Here is a 23,021-nt window from a genome sequence, read left to right as displayed (position 1 = left end):
CGAAATGCCCATCCCTTCAGAACTTCATGTCTTCGAGACGCCGCACTGGCTCGTCAATCACCGGACGAATTCCGCCCTTCCCGGCTATCTGATGATCGGCTCCAAGCGCTTCGCGGATGATCTCTTCGAACTTGCGGACGAAGCACTCCTGGAGCTCGGGCCGCTGATGGCGAAGGCTCAGAAGGTGCTGAGGCAGAACCTAAATGCGGAGCGGGTCTATATTGGACGATACGGACATTCGCCGGGCCATTCGATCCATTTCCACGTGATTCCGATCTACGCTTGGGTAGAGGCACTTTTCTGGCAGGACGAGCGATACAGGATGCTCAATACCATCGCGGAAGGCCCGGGCGAGACCGCGACCGACGGGGCAGAACTGACGTTCTTCGTCTGGCGGGAATTCTGCGAACGATTAGTACCGCCCCCGATTCAGGGGCCAGGCGCTGCAGAGGTCGTCGAACGCTTGCGGGATGTTTTTCGGGCGGAGCCGCGGGAGTAACCGGGATCGCAGACGCAGAACCGGCGCCGAAGGCCACGTCACTGCGACATGGTCGAACGATGCGCCCAGCCGGTCATACGCATCTCGATCCAGGCCATCAGCGCATACATGGCGATGCCTTCGACGGCGAGCATCAACAGGCCGGCGAAGACCAGCGGCACGTTGAACTGGCTCTGCGCGGAACTCATCATGTTGCCGAGGCCATAGTTCGAGGCGACGGTTTCGGAGACTACGGAGCCGACGAAGGCGAGCGTGATCGCCACTTTCAGCGAGCCGAAGAAATAAGGCATCGAGCGTGGGATGCCGACCTTCAGCATGATGTCGAGTTTCTTCGCGCCGAGCGCGCGCAGCACGTCCTCGGTTTCCGGCTCGATGGTGGCAAGGCCGGTCGCGACGTTGACGACGATCGGGAAGAACGAGATCAGAAAGGCGGTGAGGATGGCAGGTACCGCGCCGATGCCGAACCAGATGACCAGGATCGGCACGAGCGCCACCTTGGGGATGGCGTTGAAGCCGATCATCAGCGGATAGAGCCCGGCATAGATCGCCTTCGACCAGCCGATGAAGAGGCCGATCGCCAGGCCCGCCACCACCGCGATCGCGAAGCCGACGGTGGTCGTATAGAGCGTCTGCAGGGAGTTCTTCCAGATCGGCGACCAGTATTGCACGATCGCCTGGAAGACGCGCGACGGCGCCGGGAGGATGGTGGGCGGTGTCTGGAGCGCTATGACCAGCAGTTCCCAGGCGACGAAGAGCCCGATCGTGTAGAGCCAGGGCGCGAGCTTCACCCAGTTGATCCGCTGGGCAAGCGGTTTGACCGGCGTCGTGTTTTCCGTGACGGCGCTCATTGTGCATTCCTCATGCGACAACCCTCGCGCTGGCGATTTCGCCGTGCAGTTCATGCACCATGTCGTTGAAGGCCTTTTCGTACATGACTTCGAGATCGCGGGGCCGGGCGAAGGGCACGGCGTGCTCCTTCAGCACCTTGCCGGGACGGGCGCTCATCACGAAGATGCGGTCGGCTAGGAATGTCGCCTCGCGCAGGTCGTGGGTGACGAGGATGATGGTGACGCCCTGCGCCGCATGCAGGTCCCGGATGACGCACCACAGTTCCTCGCGAGTGAAGGCGTCGAGCGCGCCGAACGGTTCGTCGAGCATCAGCAATTCGGGTTCGTGGATCAGCGCGCGGCAGAGATTGGCGCGCTGCTGCATGCCTCCGGAAAGCTGCCAGGGGAATTTCGAGCCGAAACCCTTGAGGCCGACGGTTTCGAGGAGGTGTTCGGCCTTTTCGACATATTCCTTTTTGTTGGTGCGCAGGCGGTGGCGGTGCCGTTCAACGATTTCGAGCGGCAGGAGGATGTTGTCGAGAGTGGTGCGCCAGGGCAGCATGGTCGGGTTCTGGAAGGCCATGCCGACGATCGAGACCGGCTTGGTCACCTGTTTGTCCGCCACGATGACCACGCCGCTCTGCGGGATGTGCAGGCCGGTAACCAGTTTCATCAGGGTGGACTTGCCACAGCCCGACGGGCCGACGACGGCCGCGAACTCGCCCTTGCCGACTTTCATGGTGAGGCCCGAGACCGCAAGCGTGCCGGCCGCGCCGCCGTAGCGCATGTCGACATTGTCGATGGTAACGAGGTGGGGCATCTGGTCTCCGTTGCTGACGGCTTGTTTCCTCTTCTCCCCTCGGGGAGAAGGTGGCTCGAAAGGATGGATGAGGGGGCGCTTGCCGCAGGTTCGGCCTTTCGCTTTCGCTCAAGGCGTCGCTGCGCTCCTCCCCCTCATCTGCCCTGTCGGGCATCTTCTCCCCGAGGGGAGAAGATAGTCCAATCAGGGCAGCATCCGCTGTTCCTTGGCCGGCAGGAAGCTGGCGTCGAAGACCTGGTCGGCCTTGACGTTGCCCTTGAGGCCCATGGAGACTTTCAGCGTGTCAATGGAGGCGGTGAGCCGCGCCGGGTCGATGCCGCCGAAGCCGTTGGCGACGACGTAAGGGGTCTTGATGTTCATCGCGTTCGCCATCTTCAGGCGCTCGAGCTCGATATCCTTGTTGAGCGTCTCGTTGCGCTTGAGGACGGCGGCGACGCCTTCTTCCGGCTTGGCGACGGCATCGGCAAAGCCCTTGGCGAGCGCCTTCAGGACACCCTTGACGGCAGCCGGGTTCTTGGCCGCGAAATCGGTGTTGATGAGGATGGCGTTGCCATAAAGGTTGAGGCCGTTCTCAGCCATCAGGATGGTGGCAATGTCGTCATCCTTGATGCCCTGGGCCTTCAGGTTGAGGATGACCGAGAAGGCGAAACCGAAAACCGCATCGACCTTGCCCTGGGCGAGCATCGGTTCGCGGACCGGGAAGCCGATCGATTCGATCGTGATCTTGGAATCGTCGATCTTCGCGACCTGCTTGAAGGCCTTCCACTGGGCAAAAGCGCCATCCGGCGGCGGCGCGCCGAGCTTCTTGCCTTCCAAGGACTTCGGATCGGTGGTGATGCCGAGGGACTTGCGGCCGACGACGGCGAAAGTCGGGCGCTCGTAGATCATCATCGCGGCCCTGATCTTCTGGTTCGGATCCTCGTCGAGGAACTTGATCAGCGAGTTGATGTCGCCGAAACCCATCTGGTAGGCACCAGTCGCGACGCGCGGGATCGCCTCGACCGAGCCATTGCCGGTATCGATGGTGACGTCGAGGCCTTCGGCCTTGAAGTAACCCTTGTCCTGGGCGAGCAGGAAGCCGGCGGCCGGGCCTTCGAACTTCCAGTCGAGCGTGAACTTGACCGCGGTTTGCGCCAGCGCGGAAGTGGCGGGCATGGAAAAGCCGGCAGCAAGCGCCAGCGCCGTGACGGCCGACAGTTTTGAAAGCAGTCTGCGCGAGATCATGAAAGGTCGTCCCCCTGGAGTTTTTTGTTCGGATGGTTTGCATCCAAGCGTTAATTCATAGGCCGCGCAAGCCGAAACTGCACATAAAACCATCATATTTTAGTATTGATCATAATATATGCGATTGCCGTTCTAGCGCGCAGAATTCTGCCAATGTTTTTGGCAGAACCGATGGAGAACCGCACGTCGGGCGCGAACACTGAAATTCCTTTTCCATATCATTCAGCCAGTTAGCGAAACGATGGGCCACGCCCTCGCCCATCACGCGAATGCGGTACGGAAGCAGTTGAGAAGAAAACGAGGCGGACAGCGTCTTGCACAGCTGCGGAGCCGCGGACCATTGTCGGCCATCCAGCCTGAAACCCGCCCCGGCCACAGAACGCGGCATGGCGCTGCTGTGAAAACGACAATAGTTTCCATGGCTTCCGATCGGTGATTGGTGTGGAACACGGCTCTTCCCTTCCCTCGCCCGGCAATTGTATAACCGCTTGACCGAACTCTTCACCCGCGAGCGAGCGTGCCGATGATTGAAATCCTCCTTCTGCTGCTGGTGATCCTGATGGTGGGTCTCAATCGCAAGACATCGAACCGGGTGACTGCACTCGAAACAGAACTCGAGGCGATCAAGGCCGATCTCCTGGTTCGGCAACCGGTCTCCGGGGCGGCGCCGGCGGTGGCTCCCGTCGTGGCGGCCATTGCCGCTACCGAGGCCGTGATCGAAGAACCAGCATCAAAGGCCGAACCGGTTGCGGCCGAAGCCCTGCCGGAAGAGACGATCGCGGCGAGCGTGACGGCCGAAGAGATTGCGGCCGCAGAAGAAGTCCCTGCTCCCACGGTGGCCACGGTACCGCTGACTGCCAAGCCGAAAACCAAGGAAAACCTCGAAAGTTATCTCGGCGCCCGCTGGCCGGTCTGGGTCGGCGGCGTGGCGCTGGCCTTCGGCGGCATCTTCCTGGTGCGCTATTCGATCGAGGCGGGGCTGCTTGGTCCCGGCGCGCGCCTGACGCTCGCCTGCCTGTTCGGCCTCGTCCTGATGGCCGGCGGCGAGATCGTGCGGCGCCGGGCGATGCCGCAGGTGTCCGACCGGTTCAGAAATGCGATGATCCCCGGCGCGCTGACGGCCGCCGGTGCGGTGACGCTGCTCGGCGCGATCTATGCCGCCTATGGCGTCTACGAATTCATCGGCGCGACGCCGGCCTTCGTCCTGCTGGCGCTCGTCTCGTTTGCCACCATCGCGCTCTCGCTGCTGCACGGGCAGGCGCTGGCCGGACTCGGCCTGCTTGCCTCGCTGCTGACGCCCGGCCTCGTCGCCAGCGGCGAGCCGAACGCCAATGCGCTGTTCCTCTTCCTCGGCCTCGCCTGGGTGGCGGTCAATGCCGCCTCGCGCTTCCGCCAATGGACGATCGTGCCGATGCTCGCCAATATCGGCATCGGGCTGTGGGTGGTTGCCTATGCCGTGGGAGCCGACGATTTCGACCCGATGCCGCCGGCTCTGACGCTGATCGTGATGATCGCCGGTACCGGCTTCTTCTGGCCGGGTGCAGTCTATGGCAGGGACCGGGTGGCCAAGACCGGCTGGGGCGGAATGCTCGGACGCCAGCCGCTGACCATCACGCTGTCGGTGGCGATCATGTCGGTTCTGCCGTCGCTCGCCATGCTGGCGACCAACCCGGTGACCGGCATCGATCCGTATTTTCCCGCCGCGGCGGTGATCGCGGCACTTGCGGCACTCGGCGCCAGCCGCATCTACACGGTCTGGCCGGCGATGATCGCCGCCGGCGGAGCGGTGCTGAGCCTTGCCATCGTGGCGATTTCGCTGCTCGACACCTATGTGCCGCAGCCGGTCGGCAACGAGCCACTGCCTGTCATCACCTATACGACCGAAATCGCAGTCAGCCTGCTGCTCGGGGCGGTGTTCACGATGCTCGGCTTTGCGTTTCTCAGGCGCTTCCGCAAAACGGAGCTGGAATTTGCTATGGTCTGGAGCGTACTGATGTCCGGCGTGCCGGTGGCGCTGGCGACGATCAGCTTCCTCAATTTCGGCAATCTCGGACGCGACTGGACGCACGGACTTTACGGGCTCGGCCTCGGCCTCGTGCTCTTGGCGGGCGCCGAATGGTTGTTCCGTGAACGTGACGAAACACGGGGAGGACGCATCGACTGGGCGGCCAATCTGCTCGTTGCCGGCTCGTTTGCCGGTTTCACGTTTGCGCTGCATGCACTGACCAACGGCATCGTCACCACCATTCTCCTGTCCGTGCTGGGTTTCGCCTATGTGCTCGGCATGCGGGCACGGCCGTGGCCGGCGCTGCCGTGGATGATGGCGGCGGCGATCCTGATCGTCTTCGGCCGCATCGCCTGGGAGCCGACGCTGATCGGCCAGAACAGTCTCGGCACCACGCCGTTCTTCAACGCGCTTCTGCCGGGTTACGGCATTCCGACGCTGCTGGCGATCGTGACGGCCTATCTCTTGAAGGATTCGGCCGATTTCCGCATCCGCAACCTGATGCAGGCGCTCGCGTCGCTCGCCGGTCTGATGACGGTTGCCGTTCTGGTGCGCCACGCGATGAACGGCGGCGTGCTCGACGACCGGGTGCCGACGCTCGGCGAACAGTCGATCTACACGCTGCTGACGGTGGGTTTCTCCGGCATATTGATGACGCTCGATCTCAAGTCGCCGAGCCCGGTGTTCCGCTGGGGTTCGATGATCGCCGGCGTGCTCGCGACGATCAACGCGCTGTCGCTGCACGTGTTTGCGCTCAACCCCTATTTCAGCGGCGAAAACACCGGCCCCTGGCCTTTCTTCAACCTGCTGCTGCTCGGTTACCTTCTGCCCGGCCTCGCCTATGCGCTGGTCGCCTATTATGCGCGCGGGCGGCGGCCGATGCCTTACGTGACCATGCTGGCGCTCGCCGGCGCGGTGCTCGGCTTCCTGTGGGCGACGCTTTCGGTGCGCCGCTTCTGGCAGGGCGAGAACATCGCCGACTGGAAGGGGTTTTTGGCCGCCGAGACCTATACCTATTCGGTGGTCTGGCTGCTGATCGGCGTGGCGCTTCTGGCGCTCGGCTCGAAGCTCGACGCCAAGAGCCTGCGGCTGGCTTCCGCCGGGCTGGTGCTGGTCGCGGTGGTGAAAGTGTTCCTGGTCGACATGTCGAACCTCGAAGGGATTCTTCGGGCGCTGTCGTTCATCGGGCTCGGCGCGGTGCTGATCGGGATCGGGCTTTTCTACCAGCGCATTCTGGTGAACAAGGGTGGTGACACCGCCACCACCGATTCCCAGGAAACCGCTTCGTGACCGCTTCGCTTGCCTCTCCTCTGGCCGCAGCCTTCTTGCCTTTCGAAGCGCTTGCCGAGACCCTGATCCCGCATGCGACCGAGGGCGACGACGGCTCGCACGACATCGCCCATATCCTGCGCGTCTTCCGCAACGCGATGCGCATCCATGCAAAGGAAGGTGGCGACGGACGGGTGCTGGCGGCCGCCGTGCTGCTGCATGATTGCGTGTCGGTCGAGAAGAACTCGCCGCTCAGGGCGCAGGCCTCGCGGCTGGCGGCGGAGAAGGCGTCCCTGATCCTTGGCGATCTCGGCTGGGACAAGACGGATGTCGCATCCGTCGCCCATGCGGTGACGGCGCACAGTTTTTCGGCGAACATAACGCCGGAGACGCTGGAGGCGAAGATATTGCAGGATGCCGACCGGCTGGACGCGATCGGCATGGTGGGCGCGGCGCGCTGCTTCTATATCGCCGGGCGCATGGGCTCCGGCCTCTACGACCCGGCCGATCCGCTGGCCAGACACCGGCCGCTCGACGACAAGGCCTTTGCGATCGACCATTTCGAAGTGAAACTGTTCAAGCTCGCCGACGGCTTCCAGACGGCCGCGGGCCGGGCTTTTGCCACTGAGCGGCACGCGCGGCTGAGACAGGTCCTCGACCTCTTCATCGACGAGATTTGAAGGAGAAACCATGCGGATCAGCGAACTCAATTTCTATCCCCTGAAGAGCGGCCGCGGCATCGCCCTGACGGAGGCGGAGATCGCGGCATCGGGCATTCCCGGCGACCGGGAGATGATGGTCGTCGATCCGACCGGCATGTTCATCACCCAGCGGGAATTGCAGCCGCTTGCCAGGCTCGAGGTCTATCCGGAAGCGGGTTCCGTGCGCTTCGCCATGGAGGGCAAAGGCGAGATCCGGGTCGCCCGGCCGCCGGCCGACCGGCGCATGGAGACGGTGGTGTGGAAATCCAGCGTCAACGCGGCGCTTGCCGACGATGCAGCCAATCAGACACTGTCGGAATGGCTCGGGCGGGATATCCGGCTGGTGTTCTTCGACGGACAGGCCCGGCGCGTCGCAAGCCCGGAATGGGCGGGCGACAATTCGCCCGTGACCTTTGCCGACGGCTACCAGGTGCTGGTGACCACGACGGGCTCGCTTGCCGCGCTCAATGCGGACATGGTGGCCAGGAGCGAAGGCGCGGTCGGCATGGAACGGTTCCGGCCGAACATCGTGCTCGACCACGACGAACCTTGGGCGGAGGACGGCTGGACCGGTATCGAGATCGCCGGCATCCGCTTCGATTTCGTCAAACCCTGCGCCCGCTGCATCATGACCACGCAGGACCAGCAGACCGGCTCGCGCGACGTGCCCGATCCGATCCCCGCCATGGGCCGCATCCGCATGTCCGCCGACCGGCGCGTGCCCGGCCCGCTGTTCGGGTGGAACGCCGTGCCGCGCGGCACCGGGCAGGTGAAGATCGGCGACGTGGCGAGCGTGATCGGCGAGCGGGCGGAGGCCTGGGCGATCAAGCGGCGGGGTTGAGTGGTTCCATCGATGATCGTCACCGACCGGCTCATCCTCAGGCGCCCAAAGCTTGCCGACGTGCCTGCCCTGTTCGAATTCCTCGGCGACCCGAACGCGATGCGGTTCACCCATGTGGACGGCTCACCGAGGGAATGCCGGCGGCGGGTGGCGGTGCACGAATGGCGGCGGCGGCGCGACGGTTACGCCCCCTGGACCGTCGAGCTGAAGGAGAGTGGCCGGATCATCGGCTGGGGCGGGCTTTACGACGATCCCTTCGATCCCGGCTGGGGCGTCGAGCTTGGCTACTACTTTCACCCCGATAGCTGGGGCAAGGGATTTGGCCGCGAGCTGACGGCGGCAGCGATGCATGAAGCCGACGAGGTGCTGAAACTGCCGAAGGTCGGGGCCTTTGCCCGGCCGGAAAATGCCGCCTCGCGGCGACTGCTCGAAAAGACGGGCTTTCAGGTGGTGCGTTACGTGCCCGAGATGGAACGCTATTATTTCGAGCGCCTGTCTCCGGAAAGTTGAGGGGCCGCCCGGGCGGCCCCTGCCATTATTCGGCGGGATTGAGCGCCACGCCACCCGGCACCGCCTGCGGCTCCGGCCGGTTCAACAAACCATATCCGATCAGCATCGTCGTGAACGCCAGCGCGCCGCCGGCCACCGCGACCCAGAAACCGTTGGAGGCACCGTAGGCGTCGATCGTCCAGCCGGCGAGCGACGAGCCGGCCGCAAAGCCGATGCTCATGCCGGTCATGGCATAGGTGATGCCTTCGGTAACCTGCGACGACGGGACGATGCGTTCGATCAGCGTCATGCCGGAAATGAAGGTCGGCGAGATCGCAGCACCGGCGAGGAAGACAACCGCCGTCAGGCCCCAGAGGCTGCCGACGAAGGGCATGGGCAGCGTGGTGACCGCGGCAACCAGGCTGGCGAAGAGCAGCCGGCGCGCAAGCGACGACTTGAACTTGATGGCGCCGAAGACGATGCCGACCACGAAGGAGCCGGCGGCATAGGCCGACAGGATGTAGCTGGCGGCCCCCTTGTTGCCCAGCGCTTCCGAGAAAGCGACGACCGAGACTTCCGCCGTGCCGAAGATGACGCCCATGCCGGCGAAGACGACGACCAGGAACCACATGGGCAGCAGCCGCATGACCGAGCCGCCGCCTTTCATCCGATGCGGATCGACCTTCGGTTCCGTGGATTTCTGGACCACGAACAGCGTCGTGCCGACCGCCAGGAAAGCGGCGGAGGCGAGCACGCCTGCTTCCGGGAAGAGCGCGACGCTGAGGCCGATTCCGAAGACCGGGCCGCAGATATAGACGAGCTCGTCCATCACCGATTCGAAGGCGAAGGCGGTGTGCAGTTCCGGCCGGTCGCGATAGATTTCCGACCAGCGGGCGCGCACCAGCGCCATCATGCTCGGCATAAGCCCGGCGATCAGCGCGAAGGCGAACAGCGTCCAGTTCGGCCAGCGCATCCAGGCGGCGGCGGCAAGACCAATCAGCGATAAAAAGGTGACGATCGTGGTCGGCACCAGAACCGCCGACTGGCCCCTGGCATCCACCCAGCGCGAGACCTGCGGGGAGATGAAGGCATTGGCGAGCGCAAACGTGGCCGAGACCGCGCCGGCCAGCCAATATTCGCCATGCGTCTGGGAGAGCATGGCGACCAGGCCAATCGTCGTCATCGGCAGCGGCAGCCTCGCCACGAAAGCGGCGGCGGAAAAACCTTTCGTACCCGGCCTTGCGAATATTTCGCGATAGGGATTGGGCATAACCTGCTCCTTGGGTTATTTTGAATGAGGACTTACATACGCTGCGTATGTAAGTTAAATAGTCGCATACGTTTCGTATGTCAATTAACATACGGCACGTATGCGAATAATTCGGAGTCCGCATGGCAGAAAAGATGGCAGACAAGATCGTCACGGAGATGGCTTCCGGAACGACGCCGCGGCTTGCGGCCAGGCCGCGCAAGGAAATGATCGCCGAAACCAAGGCGAAGCTGATCGCCGCCGCAAGGGACGCCTTTGCGCGCCAAGGTTATGCCGAAGCCTCGATGGACGATTTCACCGCCGGCGCCGGGCTGACGCGCGGGGCGCTCTATCACCATTTCGGCGACAAGAAGGGCCTGCTTCTGGCGGTGATCATGCAGATCGACGCGGAAATGTCCGACCGGCTCTGCGCCATTTCATCGAGGGCCGAAACGCCCTGGCAGGGTTTCGTCGACGAATGCGTCGCCTATATCGAGATGTCGCTGGAGCCGGAGATCCAGCGCATCATGCTGCTCGACGGCCCGGCCGTGCTCGGCGATCCGTCGCAATGGCCGAACCAGAGCGCCTGCATCCGCGCCACCACCGCAAGCTTGCAGACCCTGATCGACCAGGGCACGATCCGCCCCATCGACGCCGAAGCCACCGCCCGCCTCGTCAACGGCGCCACCTTGAGTGCCGCACTTTGGATCGCCAGTGCGGAGGACCCTGAGGCGGTGTCGAAGAAGGCGGTGGAGGCGTTTTTGACGCTGGTTTCGGGGTTGTTGGTGGAGGGGTGAGGTGTGGAGCCTAGTTTGGCTGGACTAGGAGAAAGACGCCTTACGTCAACTTTCGGCCCAAAGCGGTCGCTGGAAGTCTAAATCGGCGCGCAGCTTTTGCTCCCTCATTTTGGACCCCTTGATCGTTCGTAGCCGCGCTCGAAAGCAGCTATTTGACACCCCGCACAGTAACGGCGGTTAGGGTGAGAACGGCAGACGTTCTGCTATGGATGCTAGCGACCCACACAACTATGGGAATGCGAACCTTCGCAAATGGGAAGAAACTGCTATCTTTAGTCGCAACGGCACTTATTTTGGTCAGGGCATCAAGCTGACGCGTACTTATTAATCTCGTCGAAATATAGGCGCTCGCTGTCATCCTTGAAGGAAGACTTACTTTCTGAAAGCGAGGAGAGCTTCTGGAAAATATGGGCGTAAATAATCTTATGGACTTCGTTACGCAAATTGATCTCGTCGGGGGCATCCATTTGGGCATCGGCATCAAGAAATAGGTCGAGCAACGAAAGTAGCCCATCCTTATCAATCTCGTCTATTTTGCGCCACTCACCCGAAGCCGCCAACCAAAAATAACCAGATCCGTCTTCAATCTTTAAGATCTTCATAAGTCCCGCTCCGTTCTTCGTAAGTTTTCACTCCCGCCTCTAGGCTTCCAAGAAGTATATCCCTTGTTGATAGTTCTAATCCGTCCACAGAGACGAGTCTCTTGCTTGTCGGCGGCCCGGAGAAAATTCGCCATTTGATCTCCGTGCCCTCAATCTCTTTCTGAGTGTAGAGGATGTAATCCGGGCGGATTGAAACTCCCACGGTGTTATTGTGGGTAACTACGACTACGGGCATCTTCCTGGACATTTCTTTTATAATTTCATTAACTTCGGCCTTCAGGAAGTGGTTGTCGAACGACGACTCGGGTTCATCTATAAGCAAGATATCTGCGGTGCTCGCTCCTTCTATCTTGTCTAGCAAGAAAAATTCCGACCTTTCTCCCCCAGACGCAGAGAGCCCATCCCTGTTGAGAATCTTATATTCAACCTTGACCAGATATTTACTGAAATCAGAAGCGTCGACTGGAGATCCAATCTTTCGAAGCTCTTGCAGGAATTCATAGGGCCGATCGTACTTCTCGAAGGCCGCGCTGAAGCCTTTGGTCGACCTGGAAAGGTCTTTTAGTTCGCCACCCCTGGTAAATGGCCCGACCTGAGCAACAATCTCAAAGCTGCCTTTTTTCTTCCGAAGCGGAATTTTGGGTGTGCGAGCCGCTTTTGCCAGCTCATCGAATTTGGCTATAGCTCTTTTATTGGTTGCGACTCTCAGAAGATCAACGTCCGTCACACTAGGCGCAGATGACTTTCTCTGAAGTCTCCCTTTAATGTCTTGAATGGCGGTGTTCACCCAATCTTTTTTTAAGTTGCCCTCTTTTTGGGTGCTGTAAGTCATCATCAGCTCGACATACAGCGCCCTCAGCGCATCCTGCGGAACGTGTTTATCGATTGTTGCTCTATACTCAACGTTACTGACAAGGCGCTTTGTCGAAGATATTAGGTTCTCTAGGCCCGATAGGTTTTTTTGCTGAAATGGTTCCTCGTTATAAATCGTAGCTTTCGAGAATGCGTCATGCCTACTTGTGTCACGTGCATAATTCAGCAGCGTGGACACATATTGTTCCACGGCGTCTAGATCCGATTGCAGGTCGATTTCGAGCATATGCCCAACCGCCTCTTGCAGGTCTGCCAGATACTCGCGCGAAAAAAGGCTGGTTTTCTCACTAAGAAAATCTTTGAATTTCTTTTCGTCTTCTAATTCATTGCGAGCCACAAGATCGAACTGTCGTATATATTTTGTATCCTTGGCTCCGAACCAATCGCAAATCCTTTGCAGCGTATAAGACTTACCAGACGATCGATCGCCCAGCACTACATTCAGGCCAGTTGAAAGCTGCTGACCGTCGGGAAATATCTGGAAGTGGCTATTCCCACCGGTGCTCGACAAAGACACCTTATCTCTGTCCTTGAGCACTTGTCGCAGAGTGCCGAACGTCAGTTCCTCGCAATCGACATATGTTTGTTTGGTTGGAAGATCAGAAAGAGTGTCGCTAATTCGGCAGTCGCTAAAAAATACTGGCACGAGCATCTCAGGGTCTTTGAGACAAGCCATGAATTTTTTCGGGCTACTGACTTCGCCGCAGTGAATATGACCTTCAAAGCGCTCCAAACTTTCAGGACCGATTTTGGGGTCCTTTAGATAGTGTGGAATGAGGATATATTGGCGAAGGTCGCCCAAGATAGACAAGAATTCTTCATGCCGCAGAGGAGATCCAGTCTTCTGCCATTTCTGCGCCACCAAATCACATCGATCAGAAAAATCATCTAGACTTCGTCCGTCTGCCAAGACCAAGATGTGAAATTTTTCAACGTCAACTTCTATCCCTGGAAGAACGAGAATATCCGTAATTGACCTGATTTTCTCAAATTGCTTCCTATCAAATAAGTTGTGGTTGGTTATCGCAATGCAGTCCAGTTCAGCGTCGCGCACATAGCGCTTGAGATTTTCCTCGCTAAATAGAAAATCTCGATCCTGAGAGCTAGTCTTTGTGTGGATGTGTAAATCTATTTTTTTCAAACAAAAACCTCCCCCTTCCGCATGAATTTAATATCTGATTTGGAAGGGGGAAACCATGCGCTGAATGTTTCTTGCCCTCTTTTTCCCGCGAAATGACCTAACGCTCCGCTTTCAAGAACGTCAGTTTCTGCTGGACGGCAATCCGGAACCTGCCGGTCAGGATACGGCCCTCATTGGACAGAGCCTGTCTTAGAGCGAATGACCGTAATTGGCGCAAAGCGGACACACAACACACTCCCCCGCCCCACGCATGGCAGCTATTCGCAAAAGCGGGTTGTCCGGCCCCTTGCCGAACGGTCACAACGGGGTCATCACCATACGCTGCCTGATCCTCATGCGCCGGCCGGGTTTTCGGGCGGTTTGCCGAAAGAGACTGCCTTCATGACCCCTCGGTCCACCGGCCTCATCTGCGCCATCGCGGCGGTGACGATCTTTTCGCTGCAGGACGGGATTTCCAAACATCTGGGCAGCGCCTATCCGCCGATCTTCATCACCATGATCCGCTACTGGGCGTTCGCGGGTTTTGCGTTTGCGCTGGCGAGCCGGTCGTCCGGCGGGGTGAAGGGGGCGGTGAAAGCCCGCCGGCCCTGGCTGCAGGTTGCCCGCGGCGCGCTGCTGGCGGTGCAGATCGTCATCTCGATCTTCGCCTTTTCGCATGTCGGGCTCGCGGCCAGCCACACGATCTTTGCGGCGACGCCGCTGGTGGTCGCCTGTCTTTCGGTGCCGTTTCTCGGCGAAAAGGTCGGCTGGCGGCGGTGGACGGCGATCGGTGTCGGCTTTGTCGGCATCCTCCTGATCGTCAACCCGCTCAACGCCACCTTCGACATCAGGATTGTCATTCCGATGGTCGCGACGCTGATGTTCGGGTTCTATTCCGTCATGACCCGGCTTGCCAGCCGCAGCGACACGTCCGACACGGCCTTTTTCTACACGGGCGTCGTCGGCGCGGTGACGATCACCTTGGTCGGCCCGTTCTACTGGACGGATGTCACGCCCACCGACTGGCTGTGGATGATGGTACTCTGCATCACCGGCATGAGCGGGCATTACCTCTTGATCCGCGCCTTCAACCTGCTCGATGCCGTGGTCGTGCAGCCGATGTCCTATATCCAGTCGGTATTTGTCTGCCTGATCGGCGTCTTCGTGTTCGGCGAGGTGATGACCGCCAACATGATCCTCGGCGCCGCAATCGTCATCGGCGCCGGCATTTTTACCATCTGGCGCGAGGCCCGGCTCGGCCGCGCCTCGCCGCCGGCGATCGATCCGCCGGGGACACCGTAGAGGGTGCACCATCAATCCTGGTGATGGATTGATTGAGCAAAAGTTGTTTTAAGAACAGCGGCGCACGCGGTATGTTTTGCTCCTTGTGTTCGAGGAGATTCCCATGCCCACGTCCGCGTCGCCATCCGTGCATCCCTCGGGACCGAGACCGGCTTCCATGCCCTGGCTGATCATCGGCGCCGGCGCCCTGATCGCCATGCTGACCTTCGGTCCGCGCTCGGCCATGGGCTTCTTCCAGCTTCCGATGCTCGCCGATACCGGCTGGGACCGATCGACCTTCGGGCTCGCCATGGCGATCCAGAACCTTGCCTGGGGGCTCGGCCAGCCCTTGTTCGGGGCGCTTGCCGACAAATACGGCACAGGCCGCGTCCTCACCATGTCCGGCGTGCTCTATGCCGCCGGCCTCATCATCATGGCCAATGCCAACGCGCCGATCTGGCTGCATATCGGCGGCGGCGTGCTGATCGGCCTGGCGATCGCCGCCGGCTCGTTCAGCGTCATCCTTTCCGCCTTTGCCCGCAACGTGACGCCGGAGCAGCGCTCGATGGCGTTCGGCATCGGCACGGCCGCAGGCTCGGCCGGCATGTTCCTGTTTGCGCCGCTGAGCCAGGCGTTGATCAGCAATTTCGGCTGGTCCGACAGCCTGGTCTATCTATCGGTGCTGATGCTGATCGTGCCGCTGCTCGCCTTTCCGCTGCGCGGCAATGCAAGCTCGGGAAGCCAGTCGCACAGCCAGTTCCAGCAATCGGTAGGTGCGGCCCTGAAGGAAGCCTTCGGTCATCAGAGCTACCTGCTGCTCACCTCCGGCTTCTTCGTCTGCGGCTTCCAGGTCGCCTTCATCACCGCGCATTTCCCGGCCTATCTCGGGGATATCGGCATCGCGCCCGCTTACGCGGTAATCGCCATGGCCCTGATCGGCTTCTTCAACATCATCGGCTCGCTCGCAGCGGGCTTTATCGGCCAGCGCTATTCGAAGCCGTATTTCCTCGCCTATATCTATATCGCCCGGTCGATCGCTGTGACGGCCTTCCTCATCCTGCCGCAAACGCCGGTTTCGGTGATCGTGTTCGCGATCGTCATGGGGCTGCTCTGGCTTTCCACCGTGCCGCCGACCAACGGGCTGGTCGCCATCATGTTCGGCACGCGGCATCTGGGGCTGCTCGGCGGCCTCGTTTTCCTGTCGCACCAGGTGGGTTCGTTCCTCGGCGTGTGGATGGGCGGTTATCTCTACGACCGTTTCGGCTCCTATGATCCGGTCTGGTGGCTCGGCGTCGCGCTCGGCATCTTTGCCGCGTTCGTGCACTGGCCGATCCAGGAAAAGCCGGTCGAGCGCGGCGTATTGCAGCCGCAGCCCGCCGAGTAAGAGCGCCGGCCGAACCTCAGCCGGCCTGGCGTTCCACATCCTTCGAAAGCGCCTTCAGCGCCGCCTGGACGAAACCGTCGCGGGCGGCATTTTCCGTCAGGCCGCGCGGTTCATAAACGTGGCGGTGCAGGAAATAGCCGGTGAGCCGAAAAGCCTCCGCCATGCTGTCGCGGTCGGCGGCGGAAGCAGCCCCTTCGCTCAGGAAACCGGGCAGAGCCAGCATGCGGTCGGCATAGGGAGCGCCAGCCTCGCGGGAGACGGCGCGGCCGCTTTTCGGCGAGACGTAGATGAGGTCCTGCCGCCCGCCGGTCGCGGCGCATTCGGTGAGGTCGAGGCCGAAACCGAGGTCGTTCAGCACCGCAAGCTCGAAACGCACGAAAAGCTCGCCGGCATCCGACGGGTCGTCGAAGGCATCGAGGATGATGTCCAGCGCATCGAAGAGATGCGGATGCGGGTCGCGCTCGGGCAGCAGGCGCAGCAGCGCGCCCATCGCCTGGACGCCGTAGACGGCGGTCGCGGTCTCCATCAGCTTGGCGGCGCGCAGGCGGACCGGCTCCAGCTTGAACTCGCCGAGGTGTTCGTCGAGCCGCGCGCGCCAGACGGCCTCGACCCGGTTTCCGGCCTGCAGGACCGGCTGCATCGCCCGCGATCGGCCGGAGCGGACGAGGCCCAGATGCCTGCCGCGGTCACGGGTCATCAGCTCGGCGATGACGCTCGTCTCGCCGTGGCGCTTGACGCCTATGATGATCGCTTCGTCCTGCCACTGCATGTATCGAATAAAGCTCCTTCCGGGCCGATTCAACAATAGAGCATAAGTCCTTCGGACTGAATCGGTTTCTGCTTTCACGCGGGCTGCGGCAAAGATGCAGGAACCTGTGGGCTTGCCTGGAACAAATCGGCCTCCATTTGGATTCCTGTGTGAAAATTCGCCACGTCAGACGACCCACATCACGCCATCCTTGGGGAGCCTTCATGAAATACGCCCTCTTCGCCGCCACCCTTCTGGCCGCCTCGCCCGCCACCCTTCTCCCCTCGCCGGCCGCCGCGCAATCGCAGCAGCTCGAGCAGGCCTGCATCACGGTCGCCAAAAATTTCCTGCTGGTGCCGTCGATCAAGACGGGGATCGTCCAGTCCTTCCCGGAACTGGATCCGCCTGGCGCGCGGCTCACCTATTCAACCCGCGAGGACGCCAAGCCGACCGACTTCACCAACCAGATCGAATGCGAATTCGACAAGGGGCAGCCGCCCTTCCGCCTGCAGCGCTTCTGCATTTCCGACACCTGCTACGGCCCGAACGAGCAGGACCAGGACAACCGCCGCCGGTACCAGGAGGTCAAGGCGCTGATGGACCGGCAGAAATGAGGCGCAAGCCTATTTGCCGAGCACGTTGAGCGCCGACGTGAGGTAGCGTGCGGCGAGCATCTGGCGGCGCTTGGTAGCTAGCCCGAGAGCGGCGCGGCAATGGCGCTCGAGCGGATCGGTGGCGGCAACCGCCGCAGCCGCGGGCTGGATCGTGACCGTGCCGGAATAGATATACGGAACGCCCTCGGCATCGCGCAGACAACGACCGTTCGCGATGACGTCGATCCGGCGGCCGTCCGGATGGGTGACGCGGTAATTTTCGCGGTATGCGCCGCCGCTGACGATGGCATCGTGGATCGCTTTTGCAACCCGTTGCCTGTCGCCCTCGCTGATATAGCGGATGACCCTCTCGATGGAGGCGCCGGCAGCCAGTTCCTCTTCGGAAAGGCCGAATATGTCGGCGATCACCTGATCGCCATACACCTTGTTTTCCGGCACGACCCAACTGTAGAAGCCGAGAGAATTCGGATCATCCGAGCCCATGTCTTCCTCTCCCGATCCGAAGTCCGACATTCATGACTCTCCATGCCACTTTGCCGATAAATTGAATGTTCGGCTCTACGTTAGCAAGTCATTATAATGATGGATAAAAACCGCTACCTGGTTCCGTCCCCAAGTAACGCTCGGAGGAATTGACGCCGCCATGCGGCGTAGGTGGATATGGCAGTGCTCAGGACTTCGGAAATTCCAGTCCCATTTCGCGGAAGCGTTCGGGATCGTCGCCCCAGTTCTCGCGAACCTTGACGAACAGGAAGAGGTGGACAGGCTGTTCGAGGATCTCTGAGAGCTCCTTGCGGGACGCGGTGGAGATCGCCTTGATGGCGTCGCCGTTCTTGCCAAGCGCGATCTTCTTCTGGCTATCGCGCTCCACGTAGATGACCTGTTCGATACGCACCGAACCGTCCTTGCGCTCCTCCCACTTCTCAGTCTCGACATGGCTGGCATAGGGAAGTTCCTGGTGGAGGCGCAGGAAGAGTTTTTCGCGGGTGATTTCGGCGGCGAGCTGCCGCATCGGCAGGTCGGAGATCTGGTCCTCCGGGTAATACCAGGGACCTTCCGGGAGCGTCGCCGACAGATAGTCCATCAGGTCGTCGCAGCCGGAACCTGTCGTGGCCGAGACCATGAAGGTGCGCTCGAACGGCACGGCCTCATTGGCGGCGGCGGCAAGCTTCAGCAGATCCTCGTGGCGAACGCGGTCGATCTTGTTCAGCACCAGGATCTTCGGCTGATGGACTTCCTTCAGGCCTTCGAGGATCGCCTCGGCGTCGCCGCGGATGCCGCGTTCGCTGTCGATCAGGAGAAGGATCAGGTCGGCATCCTTGGCGCCGCCCCAGGCCGACGTCACCATGGCGCGGTCGAGCCGGCGGCGCGGCTTGAAGATGCCGGGCGTATCCATGAAGACGATCTGGGCGTTGTTGTGGATGGCGATGCCGCGCACGATGGCGCGCGTCGTCTGCACCTTGTGGCTGACGATCGAGACCTTGGCGCCGACGAGCCGGTTGAGAAGCGTCGATTTGCCGGCATTGGTCGGACCGATCAGCGCCACGAAGCCGGAGTGTGTTGCACCGGCGGATGTCTGGCCGGCTGCGTTCTCTTCACCGGTATTGTTGTCGTTTTCGGTCATAGTGTCCAATTCATTGTTCGGCAGAGGGTTTCTGCCACACGCCTTCGCGTTCGAGCATCTTGGTGGCGGCCACCTGTTCGGCGGCCCGCTTGGAGCGGTCCACGCCGGTTTCCGGCCCCACGCCGGTTACCTCGACGGTCACCGTGAAACGAGGATCATGATCCGGGCCGGACCGTTCGTCCACCCGGTAGGCGGGCGTCAGGCCGAATTTCGCATGCGCCCATTCCTGCAGCTCGGTCTTGGCATCGCGCCGCGCGCCGTCGGCACGGGTGGCGCGGCCTTCCCAATATTTGATGATGAAGCCGCGGGCGGCTTCCAGCCCGCCATCCAGATAGAGCGCGGCAATCAGGCTTTCGACCACATCGGCGCGCACGTTCATCATCCGCTTGCCGGTCAGCTTCTTGACGTCGGCGCCGGTACGAATGAACCGATGCAGCTCCAGTTCGTCGGCGACAAGGGCGCAGCTATCGGCGCTGACAAGCTGGTTCAAACGCACGGAAAGCTCGCCTTCAGCGGCGGTGCGGAACGTCTTGAACAGGAGTTCCGCGACACAGAGGCCGAGCACGCGGTCGCCCAGGAATTCCAGCCGTTCGTAATTGGCGCCCTTGGCCGACCCGGTGCTCGCATGGGTGAGCGCCCGGTCGAGCCATTGCTTGTCGGCGAATTCATGACCAATGGCTTTTTCAAGCTGGCCGCGTTCCTCCGCCGAAAGCGTCTTTGACTTCATCACCGAACGACCTTGAAAATCCGATCCCAGCGCATGTTGGTCGGCCATTTCCAGATCTCGCGGAACGAGGTGTCGTTGCCGAGCGAGAAGAAGATGACGCTGGCGCGGCCGACCAGGTTTTCGGCGGGCACGTAACCAACGTCGAAACGGCTGTCGAGCGAGTTGTCGCGGTTGTCGCCCATGAAGAAATAATGGCCGGCGGGAACCACGAATTCCTGGGTGTTGTCGCCGCGCGAAACCGGCGAATGGTCGAGCGTGTCATAGGTCACGCCGTTGTCCAGCGTTTCGCGGAAGACCGGCACGTCGGTTCCCGGATCGAGGCTGTAATCTGAGGTGAAGGTGCCGTCGCCCTGTTTGGGAACCGGTTTGCCGTTCAGGAACAATACGCCATTCGTAACCTGGACGCGGTCGCCCGGCAGGCCGATCAGGCGCTTGATATAGTCGATGTCCGGATGGCTCGGCAGACGGAAGACGATGACGTCGCCGCGCTTGGGTTCGTTGAATTCCAGGATACGGCCGGAGAACAGGTCGGGCGAGAAGGGCAGCGAATATTTCGAATAACCGTAGGCGAACTTGTTGACGAAGATATAGTCGCCGACGAGCAGGGTCGGCATCATCGAGCCGGACGGGATGGTGAAGGGCTGGAACAGCACGGTGCGGATCACCATTGCCAGCAGCAGAGCCTGGATGATGACCTTGATGTTTTCCCAGAGGCTGTTCTGCGACTTGGTCTCGGCTTTGTCGGACACGTTTGACGTCTTTCTGTTCGGCGCGGCTGTTGCCAGCGGTTTTGCGTTCTCTAAACCCTTCGCAAAGCGGCGGCAATGGTCGATTAGGGCGCGGGGTGCGCTTCGATCACCACAAAGGCCTGTGCGTAAGGGTATTCGTCGGTGATGGTGATGTGAATAACCGCTTCGTGGCCTGCCGGCATCATGCTCGCCAGACGTTCGGCGGCACCATTGGTGAGGACCATGGTCGGTCTCCCGCCGGGCAGGTTGACGACACCCATGTCCTTCCAGAACACGCCATGGGCGATGCCGGTGCCGAGCGCCTTGGAGCACGCCTCCTTGGCGGCGAAACGCTTGGCATAGGAGGCGGCGCGGTTCTGGCGGCGATCGGATTTCGCCCGCTCGATCTCGGTGAAACAGCGATGGGTGAAACGCTCGCCGAACCGTTCGATGGATTTCTCCACGCGTCTTATGTCGATGAGGTCGCTACCCATGCCGATGATCATGAAATCTCCCCTGCGGCGCCCGGCCGGTTCTCGTCAGTTCTATACTGACTTGAGGGCTCCGGCCCGCGCCGTCAAGCGTTCCAGCCGCCGGTTACGGAAACTGCGCACGCCCAGATACGTGACGGCATAGAAAACCAGACCGCACAGGATGCCCGGCGGCAGGGAGCCGATCAGCATCGGCTCCAGGATCGGCCGCCAGAGCTGCGAGACATCGAGGTGATGAAAAAGCCTGCCCAGATCGAGACTGTCATGGCCGGCGGCTTCGTGGCCGAGCATCGTCTCGCCGATCTTCCAGGTGAGCGGCCAGATGATCGGACAGGTGATGGGATTGGCAAAGGTGGTGCCGAGCGCTGCTGCGATCATGCTGCCGCCGAAGAGATAGGCGAGCGGGATGGCAAACAGGATGTGGAGGCCGAGAAACGGCGTCCAGGCGCTGACCACGCCGATCGCAAGCCCTGCCGCGACCGCATGGGGGGAGCCGCCGATGCGCATCACTTTCAGGCGATAGTAATCGAGGACGCGGCGGAAGCCCCTGGGAGGCAGGACGGCACGGCGCAGTCTTTCACGAAATGCAAGCGGTGTACGGCGGCGAAACGGCATGGGTGCGCATCTGGTTCGGCAGCGGGATATTCATCCGTGGGGCTGCGGGAATCTTCGATCGAACAGGCTCTAGCCCAAGCCGAAGATGATGGCGAAAATTGGCCCGTCTCGCATGAGACAAGGTTTTCGCGGAGGTGATCGGGTCTTCGGCCGCATCGAGGCGGCACACGAAGACCTGCAACTGCCGCGCGGCAATTTTCCGCGCGAACGGGTGGCCGGTCGAAACGTGCCGCTTAGAAACCCGACTTGCGGAACATGCCGCGGTCGATCTGGCGCATGCGGTATTCGAGGTCGATCCGGTCGTTGGCTTCGTTCAGGTAAGCGACTTCGCGGTCCTGGGTAGTGGGGACGCGGAAAGCGCGGGCGAACTTGCGTACTGTGTCAAACATGACGTCTTTCTTCCTTCTCATATTGCACTGCAACAACATAAGACGCGGCATCGCGCTTTACCAACGCCGCAACCGCCGGGCAGCCCTGCGTGGGAAGCATGGCGGGTTAACGGGGATGCGCAGGAAATGGGCGAGCGTCCGCGTTCGTCAGGTTCCAACTTGCGGAGAAGCCGACACTCCAAAGCAGAGGGAACGTGCGCCTTTGAGCCCTATTTGATATGACGGCAGGCATTGTTTGAGCACGGATGTCGGAATCGCGTTTAGCCGGCCGTCTTCAAGACGAACAAGCCATGGAGGACGACGATGACCATTACTATCACCGCCTTCGAACGGTCGCCGGACCGTGGCAGAGGGTTGGCGCGTGACATGCGCGTTCGCTGGGCGCTCGAAGAAGCGGGACAGCCTTACGATGTTCGTCTTGTTTCGTTCAAGGCTATGAAGGAGCCCGCGCATCTGGCACTTCAGCCTTTCGGGCAGATTCCGACCTATGAAGAAGGCGATCTCGCGCTGTTCGAGTCGGGAGCGATCGTGCTCCATATCGCGGAACGGCACGGAGGCCTGCTGCCAGCCGATGCCAATGCCCGGGCACGCGCCATCGCATGGATGTTCGCCGCACTCAACACCGTGGAGCCGCCGATCTTCGACCGCAGTCTCGCCAGGATCCTCGAGCGCGACGAACCCTGGTACGAAAAGCGTCTGAGCGCCCTCGAGGACAGTATCCGGAAACGGCTGGCCGATCTTTCCCGCCGTCTCGGCGACGCCGACTGGCTGGATGGTACTTTCAGCGCCGGTGACCTTCTGATGGTGTCGGTACTGCTCCGGTTGAAAGCATCTTCGGATATCCTGGACGACTATCCGAACCTTTCCGCCTATGTCGCCCGCGGCGAAGAGCGGCCCGCATACAAGCGGGCTTTCGACGCCCAGCTGGCTGTTTTCATGGCCGCATCGGCCGGCTGACAACCGCCGGCTCCGGGTTCGAAGCCATCATCAGGGCCTTTTGCTCGCGCTCCGGGGCCGATCCTAACCCAAATCGAGAAAGCTCTATCGGCGGATTGGTGTCTTTCCGAGCAGCCTTTTCCTTGGCTAAATCCCCCCCGGGCTCGT

The 23,021-nt window shown here is 61.2% G+C and carries 24 protein-coding genes; 10 read left to right on the top strand and 14 right to left on the bottom strand.

Annotated elements, in window-relative coordinates; genetic code table 11:
- Nucleotides 1-4: 4 nt before the first annotated feature.
- On the top strand, nucleotides 5-499 hold the full coding sequence (locus J2857_RS16915; RefSeq protein ID WP_210011251.1) for an HIT family protein: 495 nt from the start codon (nucleotides 5-7) through the stop codon (nucleotides 497-499).
- 38 nt (nucleotides 500-537) lie between these two features.
- Here the strand turns inward: J2857_RS16915 and J2857_RS16910 are convergent, their stop codons facing one another.
- The 3 genes from J2857_RS16910 to J2857_RS16900 all read right to left on the bottom strand — a co-directional run bounded on the left by J2857_RS16910 (nucleotide 538) and on the right by J2857_RS16900 (nucleotide 3,370).
- Nucleotides 538-1,347, bottom strand: a complete 810-nt coding sequence (locus J2857_RS16910; RefSeq protein ID WP_210011250.1) for an ABC transporter permease — start codon at nucleotides 1,345-1,347, stop codon at nucleotides 538-540.
- A 10-nt stretch (nucleotides 1,348-1,357) separates the two neighbouring features.
- Nucleotides 1,358-2,146 (bottom strand): ABC transporter ATP-binding protein, encoded by a 789-nt coding sequence (locus J2857_RS16905; RefSeq protein ID WP_210011249.1) that lies wholly within the window; start codon nucleotides 2,144-2,146, stop codon nucleotides 1,358-1,360.
- 183 nt (nucleotides 2,147-2,329) lie between these two features.
- Complete coding sequence (locus J2857_RS16900; protein ID WP_210011248.1) at nucleotides 2,330-3,370, bottom strand: ABC transporter substrate-binding protein; 1,041 nt, start codon at nucleotides 3,368-3,370, stop codon at nucleotides 2,330-2,332.
- 523 nt (nucleotides 3,371-3,893) lie between these two features.
- Here J2857_RS16900 and J2857_RS16895 point away from each other — a divergent pair.
- From J2857_RS16895 to J2857_RS16880, 4 genes are read left to right on the top strand one after another with little or no spacing between them, the layout of a single operon-like run.
- The gene (locus J2857_RS16895; protein WP_210011247.1) at nucleotides 3,894-6,665 is read left to right on the top strand and encodes a DUF2339 domain-containing protein; all 2,772 of its coding nucleotides are present in this window, start codon (nucleotides 3,894-3,896) and stop codon (nucleotides 6,663-6,665) included.
- Between the two features lie 20 nt (nucleotides 6,666-6,685).
- Nucleotides 6,686-7,324 (top strand): HD domain-containing protein, encoded by a 639-nt coding sequence (locus J2857_RS16890; RefSeq protein ID WP_210011710.1) that lies wholly within the window; start codon nucleotides 6,686-6,688, stop codon nucleotides 7,322-7,324.
- 10 nt (nucleotides 7,325-7,334) lie between these two features.
- Nucleotides 7,335-8,186: an MOSC domain-containing protein gene (locus tag J2857_RS16885; RefSeq protein ID WP_210011246.1), complete on the top strand. Its 852-nt coding sequence runs from the start codon at nucleotides 7,335-7,337 to the stop codon at nucleotides 8,184-8,186.
- Complete coding sequence (locus tag J2857_RS16880) at nucleotides 8,187-8,696, top strand: GNAT family N-acetyltransferase (protein ID WP_348635683.1); 510 nt, start codon at nucleotides 8,187-8,189, stop codon at nucleotides 8,694-8,696.
- A gap of 25 nt (nucleotides 8,697-8,721) precedes the next feature.
- Here the strand turns inward: J2857_RS16880 and J2857_RS16875 are convergent, their stop codons facing one another.
- Nucleotides 8,722-9,945 carry an MFS transporter gene (locus tag J2857_RS16875; protein ID WP_210011245.1) on the bottom strand — a complete coding sequence of 408 codons (1,224 nt, stop codon included), beginning with the start codon at nucleotides 9,943-9,945 and terminating at the stop codon, nucleotides 8,722-8,724.
- Between the two features lie 158 nt (nucleotides 9,946-10,103).
- On the opposite strand from J2857_RS16875, the gene J2857_RS16870 reads away from it, so the two are divergent.
- Nucleotides 10,104-10,721 (top strand): TetR/AcrR family transcriptional regulator, encoded by a 618-nt coding sequence (locus J2857_RS16870; protein WP_210011709.1) that lies wholly within the window; start codon nucleotides 10,104-10,106, stop codon nucleotides 10,719-10,721.
- A gap of 305 nt (nucleotides 10,722-11,026) precedes the next feature.
- On the opposite strand, the gene J2857_RS16865 is transcribed toward J2857_RS16870, so the two are convergent.
- Together J2857_RS16865 and J2857_RS16860 are read right to left on the bottom strand one after the other, a co-directional pair.
- Complete coding sequence (locus J2857_RS16865; protein WP_210011244.1) at nucleotides 11,027-11,323, bottom strand: hypothetical protein; 297 nt, start codon at nucleotides 11,321-11,323, stop codon at nucleotides 11,027-11,029.
- The gene (locus tag J2857_RS16860; protein ID WP_210011243.1) at nucleotides 11,304-13,337 is read right to left on the bottom strand and encodes a PHP domain-containing protein; all 2,034 of its coding nucleotides are present in this window, start codon (nucleotides 13,335-13,337) and stop codon (nucleotides 11,304-11,306) included. The genes J2857_RS16865 and J2857_RS16860 overlap by 20 nt, the downstream gene beginning before the upstream one ends.
- A 381-nt stretch (nucleotides 13,338-13,718) precedes the next feature.
- On the opposite strand from J2857_RS16860, the gene J2857_RS16855 reads away from it, so the two are divergent.
- Both J2857_RS16855 and J2857_RS16850 read left to right on the top strand, forming a co-directional pair.
- On the top strand, nucleotides 13,719-14,618 hold the full coding sequence (locus J2857_RS16855; RefSeq protein ID WP_210011242.1) for a DMT family transporter: 900 nt from the start codon (nucleotides 13,719-13,721) through the stop codon (nucleotides 14,616-14,618).
- 103 nt (nucleotides 14,619-14,721) lie between these two features.
- Nucleotides 14,722-15,981, top strand: a complete 1,260-nt coding sequence (locus tag J2857_RS16850; protein ID WP_210011241.1) for an MFS transporter — start codon at nucleotides 14,722-14,724, stop codon at nucleotides 15,979-15,981.
- Nucleotides 15,982-15,997: 16 nt separating this feature from the next.
- Here J2857_RS16850 and recO read toward each other — a convergent pair whose 3' ends face one another.
- Nucleotides 15,998-16,750 (bottom strand): DNA repair protein RecO, encoded by a 753-nt coding sequence (gene recO / locus J2857_RS16845; RefSeq protein ID WP_210011240.1) that lies wholly within the window; start codon nucleotides 16,748-16,750, stop codon nucleotides 15,998-16,000.
- A 203-nt stretch (nucleotides 16,751-16,953) separates the two neighbouring features.
- On the opposite strand from recO, the gene J2857_RS16840 reads away from it, so the two are divergent.
- Nucleotides 16,954-17,343 carry a hypothetical protein gene (locus J2857_RS16840; RefSeq protein ID WP_210011239.1) on the top strand — a complete coding sequence of 130 codons (390 nt, stop codon included), beginning with the start codon at nucleotides 16,954-16,956 and terminating at the stop codon, nucleotides 17,341-17,343.
- Between the two features lie 9 nt (nucleotides 17,344-17,352).
- Here J2857_RS16840 and J2857_RS16835 read toward each other — a convergent pair whose 3' ends face one another.
- The 7 genes from J2857_RS16835 to J2857_RS16805 form a co-directional block, all read right to left on the bottom strand.
- Nucleotides 17,353-17,856 carry a PAS domain-containing protein gene (locus J2857_RS16835; protein WP_210011238.1) on the bottom strand — a complete coding sequence of 168 codons (504 nt, stop codon included), beginning with the start codon at nucleotides 17,854-17,856 and terminating at the stop codon, nucleotides 17,353-17,355.
- Nucleotides 17,857-18,013: 157 nt separating this feature from the next.
- Nucleotides 18,014-18,967 (bottom strand): GTPase Era, encoded by a 954-nt coding sequence (gene era / locus J2857_RS16830; protein WP_210011237.1) that lies wholly within the window; start codon nucleotides 18,965-18,967, stop codon nucleotides 18,014-18,016.
- A 10-nt stretch (nucleotides 18,968-18,977) separates the two neighbouring features.
- Entirely contained in the window at nucleotides 18,978-19,697 is a 720-nt protein-coding gene (rnc, locus tag J2857_RS16825) for a ribonuclease III (protein ID WP_210011708.1), read from the bottom strand.
- A complete protein-coding gene (gene lepB, locus J2857_RS16820; protein WP_210011236.1) occupies nucleotides 19,694-20,443 on the bottom strand; it encodes a signal peptidase I in 750 nt (249 codons plus the stop codon). The genes rnc and lepB overlap by 4 nt, the downstream gene beginning before the upstream one ends.
- An 83-nt stretch (nucleotides 20,444-20,526) precedes the next feature.
- Nucleotides 20,527-20,928 (bottom strand): holo-ACP synthase, encoded by a 402-nt coding sequence (gene acpS / locus J2857_RS16815; protein WP_210011235.1) that lies wholly within the window; start codon nucleotides 20,926-20,928, stop codon nucleotides 20,527-20,529.
- Nucleotides 20,929-20,967: 39 nt separating this feature from the next.
- A complete protein-coding gene (locus J2857_RS16810; protein WP_210011234.1) occupies nucleotides 20,968-21,528 on the bottom strand; it encodes a DUF2062 domain-containing protein in 561 nt (186 codons plus the stop codon).
- Nucleotides 21,529-21,761: 233 nt separating this feature from the next.
- Nucleotides 21,762-21,917: a DUF3563 family protein gene (locus J2857_RS16805; RefSeq protein ID WP_210011233.1), complete on the bottom strand. Its 156-nt coding sequence runs from the start codon at nucleotides 21,915-21,917 to the stop codon at nucleotides 21,762-21,764.
- 303 nt (nucleotides 21,918-22,220) lie between these two features.
- On the opposite strand from J2857_RS16805, the gene J2857_RS16800 reads away from it, so the two are divergent.
- Nucleotides 22,221-22,874 carry a glutathione S-transferase family protein gene (locus J2857_RS16800; protein ID WP_210011232.1) on the top strand — a complete coding sequence of 218 codons (654 nt, stop codon included), beginning with the start codon at nucleotides 22,221-22,223 and terminating at the stop codon, nucleotides 22,872-22,874.
- Nucleotides 22,875-23,021 lie beyond the last annotated feature (147 nt).

Source organism: Neorhizobium galegae (assembly GCF_017877055.1).
Taxonomy (GTDB): Bacteria; Pseudomonadota; Alphaproteobacteria; order Rhizobiales; family Rhizobiaceae; genus Neorhizobium; species Neorhizobium galegae_D.
Note: the sequence above shows the minus strand (reverse complement) of the source record. Positions and strands in the feature narration are given on the sequence as shown.